General features: G+C 64.3%; 22 protein-coding genes and 1 tRNA gene. 13 read left to right on the top strand and 10 right to left on the bottom strand.

What is annotated here, in order from left to right:
• Nucleotides 1-299: 299 nt before the first annotated feature.
• Genes ACFSCT_RS04080 through ACFSCT_RS04070 form a run of 3 tightly spaced genes read left to right on the top strand, consistent with a single transcriptional unit; the run spans nucleotide 300 to nucleotide 4521 of the window.
• On the top strand, nucleotides 300-611 hold the full coding sequence (locus ACFSCT_RS04080) for a hypothetical protein (RefSeq protein ID WP_379140303.1): 312 nt from the start codon (nucleotides 300-302) through the stop codon (nucleotides 609-611).
• A complete protein-coding gene (locus ACFSCT_RS04075; protein WP_379140301.1) occupies nucleotides 611-3556 on the top strand; it encodes a hybrid sensor histidine kinase/response regulator in 2946 nt (981 codons plus the stop codon). The genes ACFSCT_RS04080 and ACFSCT_RS04075 overlap by 1 nt, the downstream gene beginning before the upstream one ends.
• A complete protein-coding gene (locus tag ACFSCT_RS04070) occupies nucleotides 3553-4521 on the top strand; it encodes a diguanylate cyclase (protein ID WP_379140299.1) in 969 nt (322 codons plus the stop codon). Before ACFSCT_RS04075 ends, ACFSCT_RS04070 begins: the two co-directional genes overlap by 4 nt.
• Before the next feature lie 385 nt (nucleotides 4522-4906).
• Here the strand turns inward: ACFSCT_RS04070 and ACFSCT_RS04065 are convergent, their stop codons facing one another.
• Genes ACFSCT_RS04065 through ACFSCT_RS04035 form a run of 7 tightly spaced genes read right to left on the bottom strand, consistent with a single transcriptional unit; the run spans nucleotide 4907 to nucleotide 10724 of the window.
• Nucleotides 4907-6214 (bottom strand): TRAP transporter large permease, encoded by a 1308-nt coding sequence (locus ACFSCT_RS04065; RefSeq protein WP_379140297.1) that lies wholly within the window; start codon nucleotides 6212-6214, stop codon nucleotides 4907-4909.
• Nucleotides 6204-6749: a TRAP transporter small permease gene (locus ACFSCT_RS04060; RefSeq protein WP_379140294.1), complete on the bottom strand. Its 546-nt coding sequence runs from the start codon at nucleotides 6747-6749 to the stop codon at nucleotides 6204-6206. Before ACFSCT_RS04060 ends, ACFSCT_RS04065 begins: the two co-directional genes overlap by 11 nt.
• Before the next feature lie 14 nt (nucleotides 6750-6763).
• A complete protein-coding gene (locus ACFSCT_RS04055) occupies nucleotides 6764-7801 on the bottom strand; it encodes a TRAP transporter substrate-binding protein (RefSeq protein WP_379140293.1) in 1038 nt (345 codons plus the stop codon).
• A 42-nt stretch (nucleotides 7802-7843) separates the two neighbouring features.
• On the bottom strand, nucleotides 7844-8530 hold the full coding sequence (gene maiA / locus ACFSCT_RS04050) for a maleylacetoacetate isomerase (protein WP_379140291.1): 687 nt from the start codon (nucleotides 8528-8530) through the stop codon (nucleotides 7844-7846).
• The gene (locus ACFSCT_RS04045) at nucleotides 8527-8979 is read right to left on the bottom strand and encodes a DoxX family protein (RefSeq protein WP_379140289.1); all 453 of its coding nucleotides are present in this window, start codon (nucleotides 8977-8979) and stop codon (nucleotides 8527-8529) included. Before ACFSCT_RS04045 ends, maiA begins: the two co-directional genes overlap by 4 nt.
• A gap of 23 nt (nucleotides 8980-9002) precedes the next feature.
• Nucleotides 9003-9731 (bottom strand): fumarylacetoacetate hydrolase family protein, encoded by a 729-nt coding sequence (locus tag ACFSCT_RS04040; protein ID WP_379140287.1) that lies wholly within the window; start codon nucleotides 9729-9731, stop codon nucleotides 9003-9005.
• 3 nt (nucleotides 9732-9734) lie between these two features.
• Nucleotides 9735-10724, bottom strand: a complete 990-nt coding sequence (locus tag ACFSCT_RS04035; protein WP_379140285.1) for a cupin domain-containing protein — start codon at nucleotides 10722-10724, stop codon at nucleotides 9735-9737.
• A 160-nt stretch (nucleotides 10725-10884) separates the two neighbouring features.
• On the opposite strand from ACFSCT_RS04035, the gene ACFSCT_RS04030 reads away from it, so the two are divergent.
• A complete protein-coding gene (locus tag ACFSCT_RS04030) occupies nucleotides 10885-11637 on the top strand; it encodes an IclR family transcriptional regulator (RefSeq protein ID WP_379140283.1) in 753 nt (250 codons plus the stop codon).
• A 55-nt stretch (nucleotides 11638-11692) separates the two neighbouring features.
• Here the strand turns inward: ACFSCT_RS04030 and ACFSCT_RS04025 are convergent, their stop codons facing one another.
• Entirely contained in the window at nucleotides 11693-12427 is a 735-nt protein-coding gene (locus ACFSCT_RS04025) for a GntR family transcriptional regulator (RefSeq protein WP_379140282.1), read from the bottom strand.
• A gap of 114 nt (nucleotides 12428-12541) precedes the next feature.
• On the opposite strand from ACFSCT_RS04025, the gene ACFSCT_RS04020 reads away from it, so the two are divergent.
• The 9 genes from ACFSCT_RS04020 to ACFSCT_RS03980 all read left to right on the top strand — a co-directional run bounded on the left by ACFSCT_RS04020 (nucleotide 12542) and on the right by ACFSCT_RS03980 (nucleotide 20936).
• Nucleotides 12542-13150: a TRAP transporter small permease gene (locus ACFSCT_RS04020; protein WP_379140280.1), complete on the top strand. Its 609-nt coding sequence runs from the start codon at nucleotides 12542-12544 to the stop codon at nucleotides 13148-13150.
• A complete protein-coding gene (locus ACFSCT_RS04015) occupies nucleotides 13147-14421 on the top strand; it encodes a TRAP transporter large permease (RefSeq protein ID WP_379140278.1) in 1275 nt (424 codons plus the stop codon). The genes ACFSCT_RS04020 and ACFSCT_RS04015 overlap by 4 nt, the downstream gene beginning before the upstream one ends.
• 59 nt (nucleotides 14422-14480) lie before the next feature.
• Complete coding sequence (locus ACFSCT_RS04010) at nucleotides 14481-15443, top strand: TRAP transporter substrate-binding protein (protein ID WP_379140276.1); 963 nt, start codon at nucleotides 14481-14483, stop codon at nucleotides 15441-15443.
• A gap of 63 nt (nucleotides 15444-15506) precedes the next feature.
• Nucleotides 15507-16364: a VOC family protein gene (locus tag ACFSCT_RS04005; RefSeq protein ID WP_379140274.1), complete on the top strand. Its 858-nt coding sequence runs from the start codon at nucleotides 15507-15509 to the stop codon at nucleotides 16362-16364.
• A complete protein-coding gene (locus ACFSCT_RS04000) occupies nucleotides 16361-17221 on the top strand; it encodes a VOC family protein (protein WP_379140272.1) in 861 nt (286 codons plus the stop codon). The genes ACFSCT_RS04005 and ACFSCT_RS04000 overlap by 4 nt, the downstream gene beginning before the upstream one ends.
• Nucleotides 17221-17895, top strand: a complete 675-nt coding sequence (locus ACFSCT_RS03995; protein ID WP_379140270.1) for a class II aldolase/adducin family protein — start codon at nucleotides 17221-17223, stop codon at nucleotides 17893-17895. The genes ACFSCT_RS04000 and ACFSCT_RS03995 overlap by 1 nt, the downstream gene beginning before the upstream one ends.
• Before the next feature lie 12 nt (nucleotides 17896-17907).
• A complete protein-coding gene (locus ACFSCT_RS03990) occupies nucleotides 17908-19362 on the top strand; it encodes a 2-hydroxymuconic semialdehyde dehydrogenase (protein WP_379140268.1) in 1455 nt (484 codons plus the stop codon).
• Between the two features lie 11 nt (nucleotides 19363-19373).
• Nucleotides 19374-20156 carry a 2-oxo-hept-4-ene-1,7-dioate hydratase gene (hpaH, locus tag ACFSCT_RS03985; protein WP_379140266.1) on the top strand — a complete coding sequence of 261 codons (783 nt, stop codon included), beginning with the start codon at nucleotides 19374-19376 and terminating at the stop codon, nucleotides 20154-20156.
• 9 nt (nucleotides 20157-20165) lie between these two features.
• The gene (locus tag ACFSCT_RS03980) at nucleotides 20166-20936 is read left to right on the top strand and encodes an HpcH/HpaI aldolase family protein (RefSeq protein WP_379140264.1); all 771 of its coding nucleotides are present in this window, start codon (nucleotides 20166-20168) and stop codon (nucleotides 20934-20936) included.
• A gap of 22 nt (nucleotides 20937-20958) precedes the next feature.
• Here the strand turns inward: ACFSCT_RS03980 and ACFSCT_RS03975 are convergent, their stop codons facing one another.
• Both ACFSCT_RS03975 and ACFSCT_RS03970 read right to left on the bottom strand, forming a co-directional pair.
• Nucleotides 20959-21099, bottom strand: coding sequence for a hypothetical protein (locus ACFSCT_RS03975; RefSeq protein WP_379140262.1), 141 nt, complete (start codon nucleotides 21097-21099; stop codon nucleotides 20959-20961).
• Between the two features lie 15 nt (nucleotides 21100-21114).
• A tRNA-Arg gene (locus ACFSCT_RS03970) sits at nucleotides 21115-21191 on the bottom strand.
• Nucleotides 21192-21194: the final 3 nt, after the last annotated feature.

Below are 21194 nucleotides of genomic sequence, written 5' to 3'. Positions count from 1 at the left end.
TTTTTACCGCACCGATAGCGGTGCAGGCGCCCGGCGTGTCCGTCGGGGCGAAGGTCCTTTCCTCGGCCCGGATACGGCATGAATTGCTGGACCATGCACCACAGCGTTGCCCGAATTAGATCGGTTTTGACATAAAATAGCGTCAAAGTTTCAGCATTATTCCCCGCCGCTTCAAAGGTTTATTGACCATTCATCGCCAAACTAGGGCATCTAGGTATCAGAGGGTACAGGTGCGACAAGTGGCGGACAAATGCATCGGATCACCGGGGTTTGACCGGGATGAACAGGGCGGCCGGTTGATGGATTATCTGCCGGCCGTCGGGCTGCTTTTGGCGGCGCTTATGGCGTTGATCGTCTTCAATCTGCTGTCGACCGCGGTCCCGGGGCAATATCTGATCATAGCCCGCCCGGGCATCGGTCGGGTGGAAATGCTGGATATCGTCTTTCGCGCCAATGGCGGCGTGGTCGGCTTTGGCGGTCTTTCCAACGTCGCCATCGCGGCCTCGGCCGATCCGGGTTTTTCCAAAGCGGTCAGGGTTCCCGGGGTCTGGCTGGTCATGCCGTCGCCGCGCCTTCTGGGATGTTTCACGCCGCTCGGGGGGGCCGTCTGATGCAGACCGAGATCATTCGTCTGCGCCAACGCTTTGGCGAGTTGCTGGTCTGGGTGCTTTGGGCGCATGTGCCGCTGCTGGCCGCGGCGGCCACCTGGAACAGGGTCATCCCGGTGTCTTCGGCCCTGCTGATCGGGGTGTGTCTTGCGGCGCTGTACCATCTGATGTGGCTGCGCTTCGGCACCGCGCCGGTCACCCGCAACCTGTCCGCCATCGTGATGCTGTGCGAACCGGCGCTGCTCCTGGTGCTGTTCGCCGGTCACCCGTGGCAGATGGACATGCATATGTACTTCTTCGCCATGCTCGCGCTCAGCATCGCGTGGTTCGACGCCCGGGTGCTGGTCTTGTTTTCCGTCGCGACCGCGCTTCATCATCTGGTCCTGTTGTATCTCCTCCCGTTCGTGGTATTCCCGGGTGAGGGGAACGTGGCGCGCGTCCTGTTACACACGGTCATCGTCCTGATCCAGATGGTTATCCTGATCTGGATCAACGACATGATACACAAGGCGTTCACCCGCATCGGCGTGATGAGCGACGAGCTTCTGACGAAAAGCATCGACCTTGAGGATCGCAACCGCGCCGTCGAGGAATCGAGCCGCGCGAAAAGCATGTTCCTTGCCAATGTCAGCCACGAGATCCGCACGCCTCTGAACGCGATCCTCGGCTTCGGCCATCTTTTGCAGCGCAGCGACCTTGACCCGAAACAACGCGATCACATCGGCAAGCTGAACGCGGCCGGTGCGTCCCTGTTGCGGCTGATCAACGACATACTGGATTTCTCGAAGAATGAAGCCGGAAAGCTGGTTCTGGAAAACCATCAGTTCGACCTTCGGCTGGCCATCGAAAACCAGATCCAACTGGTCGCCGAAACGGCCCGGGCCAAGGGATTGCGGCTGTGCTCGACCGCCGGCGATGAAATCCCGCGCCTTGTCGTCGGGGATGAGTTGCGGGTCAGTCAGGTCCTGCTGAACCTGTTGAGCAATGCGATCAAATTCACCGATACGGGCGATATCGAGGTCTCGGCGCGCCTGCTGGAAGAAACCGACCAGCAGATCAGCATCGTTTTCGCCGTCAAGGACAATGGCATCGGCATGTCGCCCGACGAACAGAAGAAGCTGTTCAATTCCTTCGTGCAGGCCGACAGCTCGACCACCCGGCGCTTCGGCGGGACCGGCCTGGGGCTGACAATTTCGCGCCAGATCGTCGAACAGATGGGCGGCTGGATCCGCGTTGACAGCACGCCGAATGTCGGAAGCGTGGTGTCTTTCATGGTCCGTCTGGGGATCGCGGCGCCCAGCGATGCCGAAAACAACGTCTCGGCCCCGCTTTTCGCCGGACTGCGGGTGCTGATCGCCGACGACAACCCGGCGTCGCGCGACATCATCAGCGAAATTCTCGGCCGCTGGGATCTGGCCGCCGATCTGGTCTCGTCCGGCCCCGAGGCGCTGTCGATGATCGAACGGCAATCGACCGCGGGCGAAGCCTATGATCTCGTCCTTCTCGACTGGAAGATGCCGGAGCTCGACGGTCTGGAAACGATCAAGGCGATGCGCGCGAACAGCCGGCTGACCGCCCTGCCCGCGACGGTGATCGTCACCGCCTACAGCATCGACGAATGTCTTCAGGATGATGACCGGGCCCTGATCGACGCGGTTCTGAGAAAGCCGATTGATCCGCACAATCTGCTCGACATTTTGAACCACCTGTTCGCAAAAGCACCCCGCCGCCATGCCGGCACCCCGGACGCCGCGACCGTACCGGCCACGATGTCGCGGCCATCGCTTCGCAATCGGAAAGTTCTGCTGGTCGAAGACAATGCGATCAACCGCGAAATCGCGGTCGAATTGCTGACCGATGCCGGGCTGCTGGTCGATTGCGCCGAAGACGGCCGCATCGCCTGCCGCAAGGTGCTTGATGAAGCAAACGGCTATGACGCCGTTCTGATGGACGTCCAGATGCCCGAAATGGATGGGGTCGAGGCAACCATCGCGATCCGCAAACGCATCTCGCGCCACGAACTTCCCATCATCGCAATGACCGCGCATGCCTATGAGGAAGAACGCAACCGTTGCCTTGATGCGGGGATGAACGCCCATATCTCGAAGCCGGTCGACCCGGAGCTGCTGATCGGAACGCTGGAAAAATGGCTTCGGAAACCGGGCGGCCGACCCGCCGCCGAAACGGTCGATCGGCCGGACGCCGCCCGTATGGACGAAACACCGATGATGGCCGGCGCAAGCGTAGCGCCTTGCGGCGAACCGAAGACCACGGGCGTTGTCACCACCCCAGTCGATGCGCTTCCCGCAGCCTTGCCCCCTTTTAACCTCGCGCCGGCGCTGCGCCGGGTCAACGGCAAGGCGGGCCTGCTGCGGCGTCTAATCGTGAATTTCGGCGATAATTATGGCGATGTCGGGGATGAGATCACACGCCTGCTTGCCGCCGGCCGAATCGAGGATGCCTCAAGGCTGGCACATACGCTGAAAAGCGTGGCGGCGTCGCTGGAGCTGCCCGCGATCCCCGAAATAGCCGGCCGGATCGAGACAGAGCTTGCCGGGGGCGAAGGCGCATCCGTACCCGCGCTGGTGGCCGAGCTGACCGAGCGCATTGCGCCGGCCATTCTTGCCGCCCGCAGCCTTTCGGCGCCACCTGCGCCGCCTGCGCCACCTGCGCCGCCTGCGCCGCCGGTGCCGGTCCTCGGCCCGTTGACGACCGACACCGCCGGGGTCAGGGTGGCCCGCGATGCGTTATGCGAACAGATCCGCCGCAACAGCATGTCAGCGCGAAGCGGCTTTCACGCATTCGCTGATGCGCTGGGGCTGGACCCCGCCGGGCGCGACACGCATCCGGTATTTCTCGCGCTCACGCGGCTCGAGTTCAAAGAGGCATTGGCGCATCTGGACGCCACCCATCCGCTTCCGGCATCCGGCCAGGGCGGTGCATCATGATGGGCCGCCCTGTCATTCTGATCGTCGATGACGAAATTTCGAACATCGAAATGATCGGCGCCGTGCTTGAGGACAGCTATGAGGTTCGCTTTGCCCGGTCGGGCGAAGAAGCCCTTCTTCAGGCGCGCGCCACGCCGCCGGATCTGGTGCTGCTGGATATCGTGATGCCCGGGATGGACGGCTATGAACTGTGCCGCCGCCTCAAACAGGATGAGGTTCTGGCCGACGTTCCGGTGATCTTCACCACTGGCCTCTTCAAGCCCGAGGATGAGGTCCGGGGCTTCGAGGCCGGGGCGATCGACTATGTGACCAAGCCGATCCAGCCGCTGGTCCTGCAAAGCCGCGTCCGCAACCACGTGGAACTGAAGCGGATGCGGGACCAGCTTGCCGATCTGGCCATGACGGATGCGCTGACCGGGTTGGGCAACCGGCGCTTGCTGGAAAAGCTGCTGCCGTCCGAAGCCCGGCGTCTGGCGCGCGACGGCGACTGGTTGTCCTATCTGATGCTGGACATAGATTTTTTCAAACAATTCAACGATATATACGGGCACCCGAAAGGCGATGACTGTCTGCGCGCGGTCGCCGATCAGATCCGCGCGGCGATGCGTCGCAGCAACGACGTCGGGCTGCGCTATGGGGGTGAGGAATTCGCCTGCATCCTGCCCAAGACCGATCCCCCCAGCGCACTCCATGTCGCGGAATCGATGCGCCGGCAGGTCGAGGAGCTTGCGATCCCGCATTCCCGCTCAAAAATCAGCCCGTTCGTGACCGTCAGCATCGGCGTCGCCTCCGGACGCTGCATTCACGGCCTGTCCGAAGAGCTGTGGATCACGACGGCGGATGCGATGCTTTACGAATGCAAGCGCACCGGGCGCAATCAGACCGCGGGGCACATCATCGAGCCTCCACGGGTCGAGAGCGCTTTCCTGCGCGCCGAGCGCCGTGTGCGCGGCGCATCCGGGTGACCCGCAACCGGGCGGATCGACATTATTCAAGCTGATCTGGCGCGTGGCGGTTCATCCGCAGACACGACAGCCGTCGATATGATCAGCAGGTCGTGCGGCCCGCATAACAGGTCGATCCACTCGCCCCCCGGGGCACGCAACAGGCGCCCCCCAGCGATACATTCAAGCGCGGGTCGACATTGGCATTGATCCGTTCCGCTTATGGTCAGGAGCGGCGCACATGCTGTCGGGGTTTGGAAATGCAGCGTCGCAAAACGGGGCGCCGCGGTTCTTGGGCTGCGCGAGCCGCCCCGATGTCGCGCGCCGCCCCGGTGTCGCGCCTGCACCGGGTGTTGCGCCCTGCCCCGGCGTCGCGCCCTGCACCGGGCATCCGCGCCCCCCAAACCTAGCCCAGCGCCAGCACCCGCGGCAACCACAAGGTCAGCGCCGGAAACATGAGGATAAGCGCGATCCGCACGAAATCGGCCAGAACGAACGGCACGATGCCGCGCGACAGGCTGGCAAGGCTCAGGTTGGGCGCGACGCCCTGAATGACGAACAGGTTCATGCCGACCGGCGGTGTGATAAGGCCAATCTCGACCACCGAGACCAGCAGCACGCCGAACCAGATCGGATCATAGCCAAGCCCGGTGACAACCGTATAGGCCGGAACGACCGTCAGCAGGATCATCGACAGGCTGTCCATGAAGCACCCAAGCACCACGTAAAACACCAGCAACAGCAGGATGACGGTGATCGGCGCAAATCCGGCATTGGTGATCCAGTTGACCAGAGCCTGGGTCATCCCGCTGGTCTCGATGAAGAAGTTGAACAGCGCCGCGCCGATCAGGATCATGAAGATCATGCCGGTGATGGACGCGGTTTCCAGCATCCCCTCGCGCAGGATCCGCGCTTTCAGTTGACCGCGCAGCGCGGTCAGCAGGATCGCACCGCCGGCCCCGACCGCCGCGGCTTCGGTGGGCGAGAACAGCCCCGCATAGATCCCGCCGATGACCAGCACGATCAGCGCCATCGCATCCCACATCTGAAGAAACGCCCGCCAGCGCTCGGCCCAGCTGTGCCGCTGCGTCGGCGGCCCAAGGGCGGGGTTACGCCAGACCTGGATCTGGATCGAGGCGATATAAAGACCGGCGGCAAGCAGGCCCGGGATCATCGCCGCCGCGAACAGAACGCCGATCGACTGCTCGGTCATCAGCGCATAGATGATCAACAGGATCGACGGCGGAATAAGCACGCCCAGCGTTCCGCCCGCCGCAACCGACGCGCCGGCGAGGCTTCCGGCATAGCCGTGCCGCTCCATCTCGGGCAGGGTCACCCGGCCCATCGTGGCGCTGGTCGCCAGGGACGATCCGCTGATCGCGCCAAAGACGGCGCAGGCGCCGACCGTCGCCGAAGCCAGCCCCCCCGGACGATGCCCGACAAAGGCGACGATGCCCTTGAACATGTTTTCGGACAGACCCGAATAGCTCGCGAACACTCCCATGAAGATGAACAGCGGCACGACCGACAGCCCATAGGGCGAAATCGCCTCGAACGGCAGGTTGGCCATCACATAGGTGGCGCTGGACCAGTCCATCATCAGCAGGACCCCGACCACGCCCACACCGCCCATCGCGATGGCGACCGGCACGCGCAGCAGCGCCATGATCATCGCGGCCGCAAAGCCGATCAGTCCGGCCCATTCATTCGTCATGTCGTCTCCAGTTCGCGGTGGCCAGCACCAGAAGGTTCACCAGACAGACGACCACCGAGGCGGCAAGGCCGAACAGCAGAAGCGCCCAGTACCAGATCATCGGGATCGCCAGATCCTGCGAAACGTCGCCATAGGACCACACCTCCATCGCCCGCCCATAGCTGAGCCACAGCAGAAACGCCGTCAGCACGGCGGCGCCAAAAGCGGCCGCGATGTCAAGCAGACGCGTGGCGCCGCCGGGCAAGGCATTGGTCAGCAGGTCCACGGTCACGTGCCTGCCATGGGCAAAGGCGTAGGGGATGGAAAGCGAGGCCGCCGCCACGACGCTAAGTTCGGTCAGATCGACCGTGCCGATCATCGACCGGCCGCCGATCCTGCGCCAGACGATGTCCCAGACCACGACGATGATCGCCAGAACCAGCCCCGACATGCCGATGACGGCAAGAAAGCTGGTGACGCGCTTCATCGCCGCGTCAAGTGCCGCGACCCCCGGATTGCCCGGCGGCCGCGCAAGCCCATTGCTGCTGTCGCTCATGCGCGGGGCGGCCTCTAGGCGGCGTCGAACTGGGCGACCAGTTCCTGGGCACGGGCATAGAGCTTTTGCGGATCCTCGACGCCAAGCTTGGTCAGCCCGTCAAGATAGCTGTTGATCATCGGCTCCAGCTCGGCCCTCCACTGGTTGCGCGCGGTCTCGTCAAGCTCGATGATCTCGTTACCGCGCGCGATTGCGTCCTCGCGCCCGCGCTGGTCCCATTTATCCCACCAGCCGCCCATCTTGGCGACAAGATTGTCGCCGGTCATGTCGTCGAAGACCGTCTTCACATCCGCGGGCAGCCCCTCGTAAGACTTCTTGTTCATCAGGATGTGGAAACCGGCGACATAGGCACGGGCATCGGTATGATATTTGATCAGTTCGTTGATCTTGATCGCGCCGACCAGATCCCAAGTGGTGACAACACCGTCGAGCGCACCTTTCTGCAGATTTTCATAGATCGCCGCGGGCGGCATGCCGACGGGCGACGCGCCGGCGGCCTCCAGCATCGCCGATACCGCCGGGCTCGGCGTCCGCAGTCGCAGACCGGCGAGGTCCTGAAGCGTGCGGACCGGTTTCGACACCGTATGGATCAGGCCGCCATGGTGGGTCATCAGGCCGAGCACGTGGAAATCGTCATATTCCGTGCCCAGCGCGCCTTCCTTATAAAGCGTCCACAGCGCCTTCGAGCCCGAACCGGCATTCTCGACCAGGAACGGCATCTCGATGATCGAGCTGGCCGGAAACCGGTCGCGCGGAATACCGTTGAGGCCAAGCGCAATGTCGATCACACCGGCGCGCACCTGATCGGCCTGCCGCTCGGTCTTGCCGAAAGCCGTGGTGGCATCGAAAATCTCGGCCTTCACCGCGCCGTTCGTGCGGCTTTCCAGTTCCGCCGCGAAGGGCTTCATGAAATCGGCCGTGAAGCCATGCATCGGCGGCAGATAGTTGCTCATCCGCAGGGTGATCGTCTGCGCCGACGCCGGGCGGCCGATCATCGCCATCGCAATGCCTGCCCCTGCGCCCTTCAACAGGGTTCTGCGTTTGATCGTCATGCTTGTCTCCTCCCAAGAATATGAAAATTGAAGGGTGATCGGTCAGGTTTCCTGGGGACGCGCCTCTGAAAAGGCCGGCAGTCGGTTGCAGGCCGCATCAACCGCCACGATGCGCGGGTATTCCGTCAGGTCGACGTTGAACCGCCGCGCGTTGAACACCTGCGGCACAAGGCAGATGTCGGCAAGCGTCACCTCGGCGCCCAGACAATAGGGCCCGTCTTCCGAGCGGCGCCGCAACAGCGCCTCGACACCGTCAAATCCCTGTCGCACCCAATGGCCGTACCAATCGTTTTTCTGATTCTCGCTCACCCCCAGAACACCGGTCAGGTACTTCAATATCCGAAGATTGTTTACCGGATGTATATCGCAGGCGATGGCATAGGAAATTTCGCGCGCCGCCATGGCGCGAAGCGGGTCTTGGGGGATCAGCCGCGGCTCGGGATAGGCGGCATCCATCCACTCGATCAGGGCGAGCGACTGGGAATAGGACTGCGCGCCGAAATCGAACGCCGGCACAAGGCCCGAGGGCGCGATCTTGCGATAATCCATCGACGATTGCGCGCCCGCACGCAGGTCGATATCGACGATCTCCCGTGGCGCCAGCCCCTTCAGACCCAGCGCGATCCGGACACGGAACGACGCCGACGACCGCCCGTAATTATAGAAGGTCGCGTCCTCGACCCGCAGGGCGGGCGTCAAAGCGGGTGAATCTGCACCGGGCGCGGTCATCGTTTTCCGAACAGCAAAGCGTCAACCGACCAGGGTCCGCCGCCGCGCAGCGCCAATACCAGCGCCGCCGTCCCCCACAACACCGGAACCTCGAAGCCGCCCTTGATCCAGAAGAACCCGTTCGGCAGGTGAAAGCGGATGGCGAACAGCATGAAGATGACCACCGCGATCGCAATCGGGCGCGTCAGGAAACCGGCCGCGAGTGCGAGGCCCCCGAAGAATTCCAGCGTGCCGATCGCGATCGCCGCGATTTGCGGCATCGGGTAACCCGAATTCGCCAGGAAGGTCGTCGTCCCTTCGATGCCGCCGCCGAACAATCCGAACAGCTTCTGGGCGCCATGCGGAACCAGCAGCAGCCCGGTCACGACGCGCAACAATGTCATCGCCAGCCGGTCGTTGGACGTCGACGTCGTGACGCCTGCGCCCTCGGTCAAGGTTTCTGTCGACATGGGTTCGTCCTTTCTCCTCAGGGTCAGGGGGCGTCGTCCACGGCTTCGGTGATAAGAACTTCAAGGGACGGCAGTCCGGCAACCTCGCCGCGCATGGTCTGACCGGGCACGACCGGCCCCACCCCCGCCGGTGTCCCGGTAAAGATCAGATCGCCCGGCTCAAGCCGGTAGAAGCGCGAGATATGCGCGACGACATCGCCGACCGGCCAGATCAGTTCGGCCAGATCGGCATCCTGCTTGACCTCGCCGTCGACCGAAAGCCGGATGCGGCCGGCATCCGGTCTGAAGCCGCCTGCAAGCGCGGTGGCCGCCGGCACCAGCCGGCCGGTGGGCGAGGATTGATCGACGTTCTTGCCGGTATCCCAGGGGCGCCCATGCTCGCGCGCGATCAGTTGCAGATCGCGGCGCGTCATGTCCAGCCCGACCGCATAGCCCCAAAGCCGGTCCATCGCCTCATCGGGCGCGACGCGGAACGCCGGGCGGCCGATCGCGACGACCAGCTCGATCTCGAAATGAAAGTTCGAGGTTTCGGGCGGATAGGCGATCATGCAGCGGTCGGCGGCATCGGCATTGACGACGGTATCCGCCCATTTGGTGAAGAAAAAGGGCGGCTCACGGTCCGGGTCGCGACCCATTTCGCGGGCGTGGGCGGCATAGTTGCGCCCGATGCAGAACACCCGGCGGACCGGATAGTCATCACCATCGACGGTTTTCAAAACCGTGGCCGGTTGCGGTTGAAAAAGCAGCGTCACCGATCAGTCCCTCCGCTCGCGCCACAGGTCGAGCTTTTCCATCGACGCACGGTCCGAGTAGCTGAACAGAACCACGTCGGCGCCGGGTGCCTCGATGGTCAGTTCCGCCCAACTGGGCACGGCGACGACATCACGCGGGCCGATGCGATAGGTTTCGCCGTCGACCTTGACCACCGCATTGCCTTCGACGCCGACATAGACCGCACTTCCGCTTTGGCGACGCGGGCGGGTGGTCATGCCGGCCGGGATCATCTGCGCGAAAGCCGAGATCGTTCCCATCACCGGCCCGCCGTCGACCGGGTTCACGAATTCCATCGCATAACCGAAATGCGGATCGGCTTCGCTGTTCTTGGCCGTCGCGGCCAGCGCGGCGCGCCAATGCGCATAAGGAAAATGGAACAAAGGATAGCGCGTGGCCGTGCGCTCGGCCGTCGTTCCCGCGACCGGCTTCAGCGATGAGCCATAGCGGGCGCGACTGTCGCCCGGGGCAGCAGGCGCGGGCGGCTGGTTGTTGCCCAGATGCTCGGCGAAACCGCCGGCAAAAGCGGTCACAATCGGTATATCGAGCCCGTCCAGCCAGATCGCAGGCCGATCGCCGTCATTGCCGTGTTCGTGCCAGCGCCAGTTCGGCGTAAGGACCAGATCGAAATCAGCCATATCGACGCGCTCGCCATCGACGGCGGTCCATGCCCCATCGCTTTCCAGCACCAGCCGCAGCGCGGACTGGGTGTGGCGATGCGAAGGCGCGATTTCATTCGGCAGCACAAGCTGAAAGCCCGCATAAAGCGTATCGGTGACGCGATGCGCGCCCGGCAGCGCGGGGTTTTGCAGAATCAGAACCCGACGCTCGGCTTCCCTTGCGGTGATGCGGTCTCCGGCCTCGATCAGCAAAGGCCTGACGCCGTCATAGGCCCAGAACGCCGGTTTGGTGCGCGGCGCCGGGTGCGGCGTGACCAGAGCGTCAAGGACATCCCACAACGGAGAGGTGCCCATGGCTGACAGCCTCTGCCGGAATTCATCGTTAGGTTGTGGATTCATTTCAATCTCCTCGTTGCGGTCATTATGCATTAGGTAATTCGTTACGCAATAGGAAATTTTTGCGAATCGCCGGCGCCGTGCTAGTGCAGGGATGCGCAGGGGAAAGCGGACGGGAATGACAGACGGTTCGGACATCGAAGAACGAAGGGGCGTCCAGTCGATCGACTTCGTCGGACATTTGCTGGAGGCGCTGGTCAAGGCGAACGGGGCGATCACGCTCAAGCGGCTCAGCGACGAAACAGGCGTGCCGGCCGCCAAGCTGCACCGCTATCTCACCAGCCTGATTCGCATCGGTCTGGCCTCGCAACGGCAGAATGACGCGCGCTATGATCTGGGGCCGCTGGCGATTCGGCTTGGGCTTGCCGCGCTGGGGCGTCGGGACGTGATCGGCTTTGCCGAGAACGCGCTGAACGCGGTGCTCGACCGGCACGGGCTGACCGGGCATCTGAGCGTGTGGAGCGACAACGGCCCGGTGATCGTGCGCACGCATCACGGCGGCCGGCCGCTGGTCACCAGCCTCGGGCTTGGTCGGGTGCTGCCGGTCACACGATCGGCGACCGGGCTGGTGTTTCTGGCTTATCTGCCGCCGAACGCAACGCGGGAACTGGCCGAACTCGAAACCGCCGGCCCGGAGGATCAGGAAAAGATCCGGCAGGCGGTCGAGGAGACGCGCGAACACGGAATCGGTTTCGTCGACGGCACTATCATTCCCGGACTGGCGGCGCTTTCGGCGCCGGTGTTCGATTTCGATGGCTCGCTGGCCTGCGTGGTGACCGCCACCGGAATGGCCGGCGCATTCGGCCCCGATGGCGCATCGGGGGCCATCGCGCGCGAACTTACCGCCGCCGCGGAGCTTGGCCGCGGCTGAGGCCGGGGCTGAAACGCCGTGTGCAGACCCGACCCGTGGCCCCGTCAGCGCCCGGTCAGCCCCCGGTCATCGGCGCAGGAACACCAATATCCCCGGCAGGCGCAGCGCCGTTCCGCGCCCGCAGCGCGGCGTCGACCGCCTCGGTGGTGCGCTCGACATGGGCGCGGATTGTGGCGACCGCGGCATCCACATCGCGATCCAGCGCGGCCTCCATCAACTGCCGGTGCTCCATGCTCAGATCGCGGGTCAGCACGGTTTTTTGCCGTGACAGGCGGCGATACCGTTCATGCTGGCGAAACATCATCTCGCGCATGCGCAGCAGCCAGACCGACGGGCATGCCGCGACCAGCGCCTCATGGAAGGCATGGTTCAACCGCTCCCACTCGGCCAGGTCGCCGACGCGCTGAAGCTCGCGCCGCTCCACCCGCTCAAGCCGATGCCATGTGGTGATGATCTTTTCTTCCCAATCCAGATCGCCGTTCGGGATCGACTGGGCCAGCGCCTCGGCCTCAAGCATCTTGCGCAGATGGCCGATCTCGCGCGCGTCATCGGCCGACATGGGTGCTACGACGAAACCGCGCTGGCCGACAAGCGAAACCAGATGCTCGCCCGAGATCCGGGCCAGCGCCTCGCGCAGCGGTCCGGCGCCCATGTCATAGCGATCGCGCAGCATCTCGATCTTCAGCTTCAGACCCGGCGCCAGCGCACCGGACACGATGTCCTCGCGGAGCAGGCGATAGGCACGCTCTGCCAACGTCTTATCCGCGTCGAAAGGGGGAATTTCGCCCATGTGATGATCCGTTTGCATATCTGAACGAAGTCTAAGCCCTCAGCCAAATAAAATCAATTTATTGTTTGACACACGTAAAATTTCGATATTTTATCGTGACTGGGAGGAATACCGATGAAATCAACAGGCAACCCACCTGCTGCGACCGTCACTGATACCGAACAGGGCGGTCTGCTGGCGGGGCTTGAGCGGTTCGAGCGCCGATTGGCGCGGCTGGAGACGGTCGCCATCGGCATCGTGACCGCCGCGGTTTTCCTTATCCTGCTGTCCAACGTCTTTTCGCGCAGCGTCGGCAGGCCCCTGATCTGGAGCGATGAGCTGGCGATCAACCTGATGATCTGGGCGGCCTTCATCGGCGCCTCGCTGGGTCTGGCGCGGCGCCAGCATATCGCGGTCACGCTGCTGCCCGACGCGCTGGCGCCCGGCGGCAGGCATGTCCTAGCCATTCTGGTCGATCTGGTGCTGCTGAGCTTCTTTGCGATCCTTGCGGTTCTGGTCTGGAACTGGCTCGACCTGCCCGGGCTGATCGCTGCCGGCTCGGCCGACGCGCTGGCGCAAAGCCGATTCAACTTCACATGGCAAGAGCCGATGATGACGCTTTCCGTCCGCAAGGTCTGGTTCTGGCTGATCCTGCCGATCTTCTGCCTGACCGGCACATTCCACGTCGCGATGTCGCTGATGCGCCATATCCGCGACAGCTCGACGACAGAGGTGACCGTATGATCGTCGCCGGCTCTTTCCTTGCGCTGCTTGCCATCGGGGCGCCGATCGCCTTCGCGCTGGCGCTGCTTGCGCTGATCTACATCTTCGCCTCGGGCAACACGATCATGCTGCAAAGCTTTCCGCAGCAGCTTTACGGCGGGCTTGAGAATTACGGGTTGATCGCATTGCCGCTGTTCATCCTGCTGGGCGAGTTCATGAATGCCGGCGGCATCGGCCGGCGGTTGATGGCGCTGGCCATGGCCTTTCTAGGCCGGGTCCGGGGCGGGCTGGCCTATGTCAATCTCTGCGCCAACATGATGATGGCGTCGATCCTTGGCTCAACGGTGGCGCAGATCACCATCATGTCGCGGCTGGCCGTGCCCGAGATGGAAAAGGCCGGCTATCCGCGCGATGTCAGCATGGCGATCACCGCCGCCGGCGGGCTGCTGGCGCCGATCATTCCGCCCTCGATGCTGTTCATCATCTATGGCGTGATCGCCCAGATCCCGATCGGTGACCTGTTCATCGCCGGCATCATCCCCGGGCTGATCATTTTCGTGGCGTTCATCGCTGTCATCGCCTGGCTTGGCCATCGCCACGCCTTCCCCCGCAACGAAGCGATGACCTTGGCCCAGCGCATCCACGCCGTGCGCGACGCGCTGCCGGCGGCGCTGATTCCCGTCGCGATCGTCGGCTCGATCCTGGGCGGTCTGGCCACCCCGACCGAATCCGCGGCAATCGCCAGCCTCATCGCCATTCTGGTCGGGCTTTTCGTCTATCGCGAGATGCATTGGTCAGACATTCCCAAAGCCTTCGCCAACGCCGGCGTCGCCTCGGCGGCGGTTCTGTTCCTGATCGCGGCGGCGCAGGTGTTCAGCTGGGTGCTGACGTTCGAGAACCTGCCGGCGCTGGTCGCGTCGACCATGCAGGCCATGACCGCCTCGCCGGTGGTTTTCCTGCTGATGCTAAACGTGCTGCTGCTGTGCCTTGGCATGATCACCGACCCGATCCCCGCCATCATCCTGATCGTGCCGGTTTTCCTGCCGGTGGCGACGGGCGTCTATGGGATCGACCCATTCCACTTCGGCGTCGTCGTCTGTCTTAATCTGACGCTGGGGCTGTTGACCCCGCCGGTCGGGACCGGACTGTTCGTGGCGGCGCTTATGGGCAATGTGCGGGCCGAGCGGCTGGCGCGCCTGCTCCTGCCGTTCTTTATTGCCGTGCTGGCGGTGCTGTTGCTGATCGTTGTGTTCCCTGCGCTGTCGACAAGCCTGATCGGCCTGATGCGATGACACGCGCCGGCGTGGGTCCGGCTGCAATCTGGAAACATTCAAAAAGGGGAGGAAAACAAATGAAATTCACTTCGATCGCGGGGGCGGTGGTCGCGCTTTGCCTTGGGACGATGACGGCGACGGCCGAGCAGTACCGTATCGGCCTGATCACCCCGCCACCGCATGAATGGACCAAGACCGCCACCACCATCGGCGAGCGGCTGAAGACCGAAAGCGACGGACGGATCGACCTGTTGACCTTCCCCTCGGGCCAGTTGGGCAACGAGGCGCAGATGCTGCAGCAATTGCAGACCGGCGCGCTTGATTTCGCCTTTCTGACGCTGGGCGAGCTGGCCAATCGCGACGAAAGCTATGGCATCTTTCTGGCGCCCTATATCGTCGATGGGCCGCAGGCCGCGCGGGATCTGCTGAAAGGCGAGGTCGCGGGCAAACTTCTGGCCGGCACCAGCAAGTTCGGCCTGCAAGGCATCGCCTGGGGCATGGCCGGGATGCGCGAGATCGTCATGAAGGGAAAGACCGAGACGGTCGCCGACCTCAAGGGCAAGAAAATCCGCACCGTTCCCTTTGCGCAAGAGCTTGATTTCTGGACCCGGCTGGGCGCTGCACCGACCCCGATGCCCCTGCCCGCGCTGTACGACGCCTTTGCAAACGGTCAGGTCGACGGCATGCAAATCGACTTCGAGGGCACGTGGAACTCGAAATACTATGATCAGGCCGGCACCATCATCGATTCCAACCACATGATGTTCCCGATGATCGCCGTTGCTTCGGCGCGGAAATGGCAAACCATGTCCGAAGAAGACCGCGCCCTTATCACCAAGGTGATGGGCGAAGAGATTGACGCCATGGTCGGACGTTATGCCGATATCGACGCAAAATATCTGGCCGATCTGAAAGGCACCTCGGTGCCGGTGATCACCGTCGATCGGAGCTTTTTCGGACCGGCGATCGAGGCCTGGTATGAGGATTGGCGCAAGCGCACGCCGCTCTTGATCGAGCTTGAGGCCGAAGCGGCGAAATGACCCGACGCGGCGGCGCGCCGCGCGCCGCCAGCCGGTTTCCGCCGGTACCGGAAAGGAAATAGAATGAGCATCGCCTATCGCGACCTTCGTTATGTTCGGTTCTTCGTCGATGACCTCGCCGCCGCCAGCGCCTTCGCGACGGAAGTGTTCGGCCTTCAGCCCGCCGACCGGGACGAGACCGATGCCCGCTTCCGATCCGATGCGCGGAACTATGCGCTGTGCTGTTCGACCGAACCGGGGCAGGCGGCGGCGCTTACCGTGGGCAGCGCCGCGGATATCGACGCGGCCGAGATCCGGCTGGCGCGCTGGAGCCCGCGGCGTCTGGACGGTGCCGCCTGCGCGCGCCGTCAGGTCAAGTCGGGTCTGGTGGTGACGGCGCCGAACGGGGTCGAGGTGGAACTGGTCTGGCGGCCGCTGACCTCGGGCTGGCGCTATCACGGGCCGCGCGATGCCGGCATCACCGAGTTTCAGGCCGTTCAAATGGCCTGCACAGATATTGCCGCTAACGAACGGTTTTGGACCGAAGGCATCGGCGCCGAGGTTTCGGACTGGGCGGGCGATGCGGTCTTTCTGCGCATCGACGATGCCCATCATCGGATCGCGCTTTATCCCTCGGACGGGGACGGGCTTCTGGGCGCGGTCTGGGCGGTCGAAAGCCTCAATAACGTGATGCAGAACTGGTACCACTTCCAGAACCGGCAGGTGCCCGTGGTTCACGGGCCGGGGCGGCAGCCCACCTCGGGCGCGGTTTTCGTGACTGCGCGCGGACCTTCGGGCATCCTTTTCAGCTATGCCGCCGAAACCGAACAGGGGCCGCAGATCGCGGCGCGCGGCCCGCGCCAGTTCCCCGATACGCCGCAATCTCACGATGTCTGGGGATCGCAAAGCGACGCCCCCGAATTTTCAGGGAGGGAGAGATGATCGAACTCAAGGACGTGGTCTATTGCCGTCTCGGCACCACCGATCTGGCGGGGGCCGAATGGTTCGCCGTCAACATCCTGGGCCTTCAGGTCAGCGAGCGGCGCAAGGGTGCCACCTATTTCAAATCGGACCAGCGCGAACACACACTGTGCTATTTCGAGGGCAATCCCGATGATCAGGTGACGGCCTTCGAAATCGGCTCGGCCGACGATCTGGAACGCGCGGCGGCGACGCTGGAAAACCTTGGCCACCGGGTCCATGTCGGCACCCGCGCCGAATGCGAGGCGCGCCATGTCAGCGCCTTCATCCGCTTCAGCGACCCGACCGGCAACGGCATCGAATTCGTCGTCCGCCCGACCACCTCGGGGATCCGCTATCACGGCACCCGCGATGCGGGCATCACCGGCTTTTCGCATGTCGGTCTTTGCACCACGGATCCCGAGCGTGACGAAGCCTTCTGGACGCAGGTCTGCAATGCCCGCGTCTCGGACCGGATCGGCGACGCGCCCTTGATGCGACTTGGCACGATCCATCATTCGATCGCGCTGTTCCCCTATCACAAGGCGGGGATTCAGCACATCAACCATCAGGTCGAAAGCGCCGACGACATCCAGCGCAGCTTCAACTTCGTGCGCGAAAATCAGGTGAACATCACCTTCGGGCCGGGGCGGCATCCGACCTCCTCGGCGCAGTTCCTGTATTTCAGCGGGCCCGAGGGCATGACCTTCGAATATTCCACCGGCGTCTGCGAGATCCATGACGAGCCCTTGTGGCGCGACCGGCAGTTCCATTTCGAGCCGAAGGGCTTCTGCCACTGGGGCGCGAAACCGAATATCGCCGCCTTCAAGGACGAATGATGGAAGATCTTGCCCGCACCGTCCGCATCGCTGCCCGCGCGCTTGGCCGCGCCGGGCTGGTCCATGCCTACGGCCATTGCTCGGCCCGTATCGATCAGGACAGCTTTCTGGTCTGTCCCGCCCGACCGATGGCGCAGGTCGCCGTGGGCGAGGCCTGCACCGTGGTCCCGGTTGACGGCCCGCTGCCCGAGGGCGTCTTGGGCGAGGTGCGGCTGCACCAGCAGATCTATGCGCGGCGCCCTGAGGCGGGCGGCGTCATCCGCTTCATGGGGCCTTCGGTGATGGCGCTGGCGGCGCTTGGCGTTGTGCCAAAGATGCGCCACGGCTTCGGCACCTATTTCGCGCCCGCGCCCGGCCTGTGGGACGACATCCAACTGCTGCGCGACGATGCCGGGGCGGCGGCGGCGATCGACACGATGGGCGACAGCGCCGGGCTTTTGATGCGCGGCAATGGCGCTGTGGTGGCAGGCGCCAGCCTTCAGGAAGCGACGGGCCTCGCCTTCTATCTGGAGGATATGTGCCGGATCGAGCTGGCGGCTTTGGCCGCGGGTCTGGCCGAAACTGCGCCGGTCATTCCGCCCGATCAGGCCGCCAGACGCGCCACTCGCGCCGGGCGGATTTTCGAACGCATGTGGGATCACCTGACCGCGGGCGACCCCGAACTGGATTCTTGAAAGGACTTCGCGTTGACCACCTATCTCAATTTCATCGACGGGCAGTTCGTCAAAGGCTCGGCCCAGCCCTTCGCCAACCATTTCCCGACCACGGGCGAGGTCATCGGCGAGGTTTCCGCCGCCGGCCGGGCCGAGGTCGATGCCGCCGTCGGCGCCGCCCGCGCGGCGCTGAAAGGGCCTTGGGGTCGGATGCCGGTCGCCGAACGGGTGGCCCTGCTGCGCAAGCTGGCCGACGGCATCAACGCCCGGTTCGACGAGTTTCTGGCGGCCGAGATCCGCGATACCGGCAAGCCGCGCGCCATCGCCAGCCATATCGACATCCCGCGCGGCGCGGCGAATTTCAACGTCTTTGCCGACCAGATCCTGACCGCCTCGACCGAAACCTTCGAGATGGCGACGCCGGACGGCGGGGGCGCGCTGAACTATGCGCTGCGCAGCCCGCGCGGCGTGATCGGCGTCGTCTGCCCGTGGAACCTGCCGCTGCTGCTGATGACCTGGAAGGTCGCGCCCGCGCTCGCCTGCGGCAATACCGTGGTGGTGAAACCGTCCGAGGAAACCCCCGCCACCGCCACCCTGCTGGGCGAGGTGATGAATGCCGTCGGCATCCCGCCCGGCGTCTATAATGTCGTCCACGGTCTTGGCCCCGATGCGGCGGGCGAGTTTCTGACCAGCCATCCCGGTGTCGACGGCATCACCTTCACCGGCGAGACGCGCACGGGCGAGGCGATCATGCGCGCCGCCGCCAGGGGCGTCCGCCCGGTCTCGCTGGAACTCGGCGGCAAGAATGCGGGCATCGTTTTTGACGACGCCGATCTGGACGCGGCGCTGGAAGGGATCGGCCGCGCCTGTTTCGCCAATACCGGGCAGGTCTGTCTGGGGACCGAGCGGGTCTATGTCCAGCGCGGCATTTTCGACCGCTTCGCCGAAGGGCTGGCCGAAAAGGCGCGCGGCTATCGCTTTGGCGACCCCTTCGATCCGGCGACGACCATGGGCACGGTCATCAGCGCCGAGCATCGCGACAAGGTCCTGTCTTATTACACCAAGGCGCGGGATGCCGGCGCGACGATCCTTGCCGGGGGCGGCGTGCCGGAAATGCAGGGCTATGAAAACGGCTATTGGGTGGAACCCACGGTCTGGACCGGCCTGCCCGAGGACAGCGCCGTGGTGCGCGAGGAAATCTTCGGCCCCTGCACCCATCTGACCCCCTTCGACAGCGAGGATGAGGTGACGGCACTGGCCAATGACACGCCTTACGGCCTCGCCACCTCGATCTGGACCACCAATCTGGGCCGCGCCCATCGCACCGCCAAGGCCGTCGATGTGGGCATCAGCTGGATCAACAGCTGGTTCTTGCGCGACCTGCGCACCGCCTTCGGCGGCTCGAAAGCCAGCGGCATTGGGCGCGAGGGCGGGGTTCATTCGCTGGAATTCTATACCGAACTTCGCAACGTCTGCGTCAAACTCTGAAAGGCCCCCATATGCTGACCGAAGACCAACGCGCGCGCGCGGTTGAAAGCCTCTTGGAAAGTCACCGCACCAAGGTGCAGGGCATGCGTCCGTCCGAGATGTTCCCGGAGATCGAGATCGCCGACAGCTATGCGATCTCCTCGGCGGTGGCCGATGCCAAGGTGAAGGCGGGGGCGAAGATCATCGGCCACAAGATCGGCCTGACCTCGAAGGCGATGCAGGCGGCGTCCAAGATCGACGAGCCGGATTACGGCTATCTGTTTGACGATCTGGTGTTGGCGGACGGGGCGAAAGTTCCCTTCGACAGCTTCTGCGTGCCGCGCGTCGAGCCGGAGCTGACCTTCATCCTGAAGGAGCCCTTGAAGGGGCCGAATGTCGGGCTGGTCGATGTGCTGCGGGCGACGGAATGGGTGGTGCCCTCGATCGAGATCATCGACGCCCGCGTGACCGAGCCGCGCAAGATCTTCGACACCGTCGCCGATAATGGCGCGGCGGCGGGGATCGTGCTGGGCGGCCGCCCGGTGCGTCCCGACGAGGTCGACCTGCGCTGGATCGGCGCGGTCTTCTACCGCAACTCGGAAATCGAGGAGACGGGTCTGGCCGCGGGCGTGCTGGGTCATCCGGCCATGGCGATTGCGTGGCTGGCGAACAAGCTCGCGCCGTTCGACGTGACGCTGAAGCCCGGCGATCTGATGCTGTCGGGCAGCTTCACCCGCCCGGTCTGGGCCAGGAAAGGCGATACGCTGCATGCCGATTTCGGCCCGCTCGGCAGCGTCGCCGTGCAGTTTGTGTGAGGGGGCGCCATGGAAGCTCCGCGTAACGAGTTCAAACACCGGCTGCTGGCGGGCGAGACCCTTGACGGTTTGTGGCTGTCGCTGGCCAGTCCCGTCGCCTCGGAAGCCTTGTCGCTGATCGGCTTCGACTGGCTGCTGTTCGACACCGAACATGCGCCGGTCGATCTGGGGGCGCTGCAACCGCTGTTGCAGGCCGCCGCCGCCGGGCCTTCTTCGGCGGTGGTGCGGCCGGCGTGGAACGACAAGGTGCTGATCAAGCGCGCGCTCGACATCGGCGCACAGACCTTGCTGATCCCCTTCGTCGAAACCGCCGAGGAGGCCCGCGCCGCCGTCGCCGCCACCCGCTATCCGCCGCAGGGCATCCGTGGCGTGGCCGGCGGCACGCGGGCCAGCCGCTTCGGGCTGACCTCGGATTATTTCGAGGTGGCCAACGACCAGATCGCGGTTCTGGTGCAGATCGAAACCCGTGCCGCGCTGGAACGGCTGGAGGAGATCGCGGCGGTGCCCGGGGTCGATGGCGTGTTCATCGGGCCGTCCGATCTGGCCGCCTCAATGGGTCACTTGGGCCGCACCGGCGCCGATGAGGTGCAATCGGTGCTGCGCGATACGGCAGCGCTGATCAGGGCGGTCGGCAAGGCCCCCGGCATCCTCGCCACCAACCCCACCGACGCCCGCCGTTATCGCGACTGGGGCTATCAGTTCGTCGCGGGCGCCGTCGATCTCGGGCTGCTGCTGAAGGGCGCGCAAGCGACGTTGGCTGAAATGCGTAAAGCGGGCTGAACGGCAGACCACGGGTTAACCGTTAGCACACCCCGCGAACACCGTCGGTCGCCCCGTGACGTGAGGCGACCGATACCGCGACCCGCACCAAAAAGCCGATATCGGAAAAGTCAGAAACGCCGTTCGCCGCTTCCAGCGAAAATCGGCGGCGTTCGGCGTTCATAGTTTTGTTCTGAAATGGCGCACCCGACACGATTCGAACGTGTGGCCTTTGCCTTCGGAGGGCAACGCTCTATCCAGCTGAGCTACGGGTGCGTA

It is taken from the genome of Paracoccus pacificus (genome assembly GCF_042680785.1).
Lineage (GTDB): Bacteria > Pseudomonadota > Alphaproteobacteria > Rhodobacterales > Rhodobacteraceae > Paracoccus > Paracoccus pacificus.
This window is presented reverse-complemented; position numbering and strand designations above follow the sequence as displayed.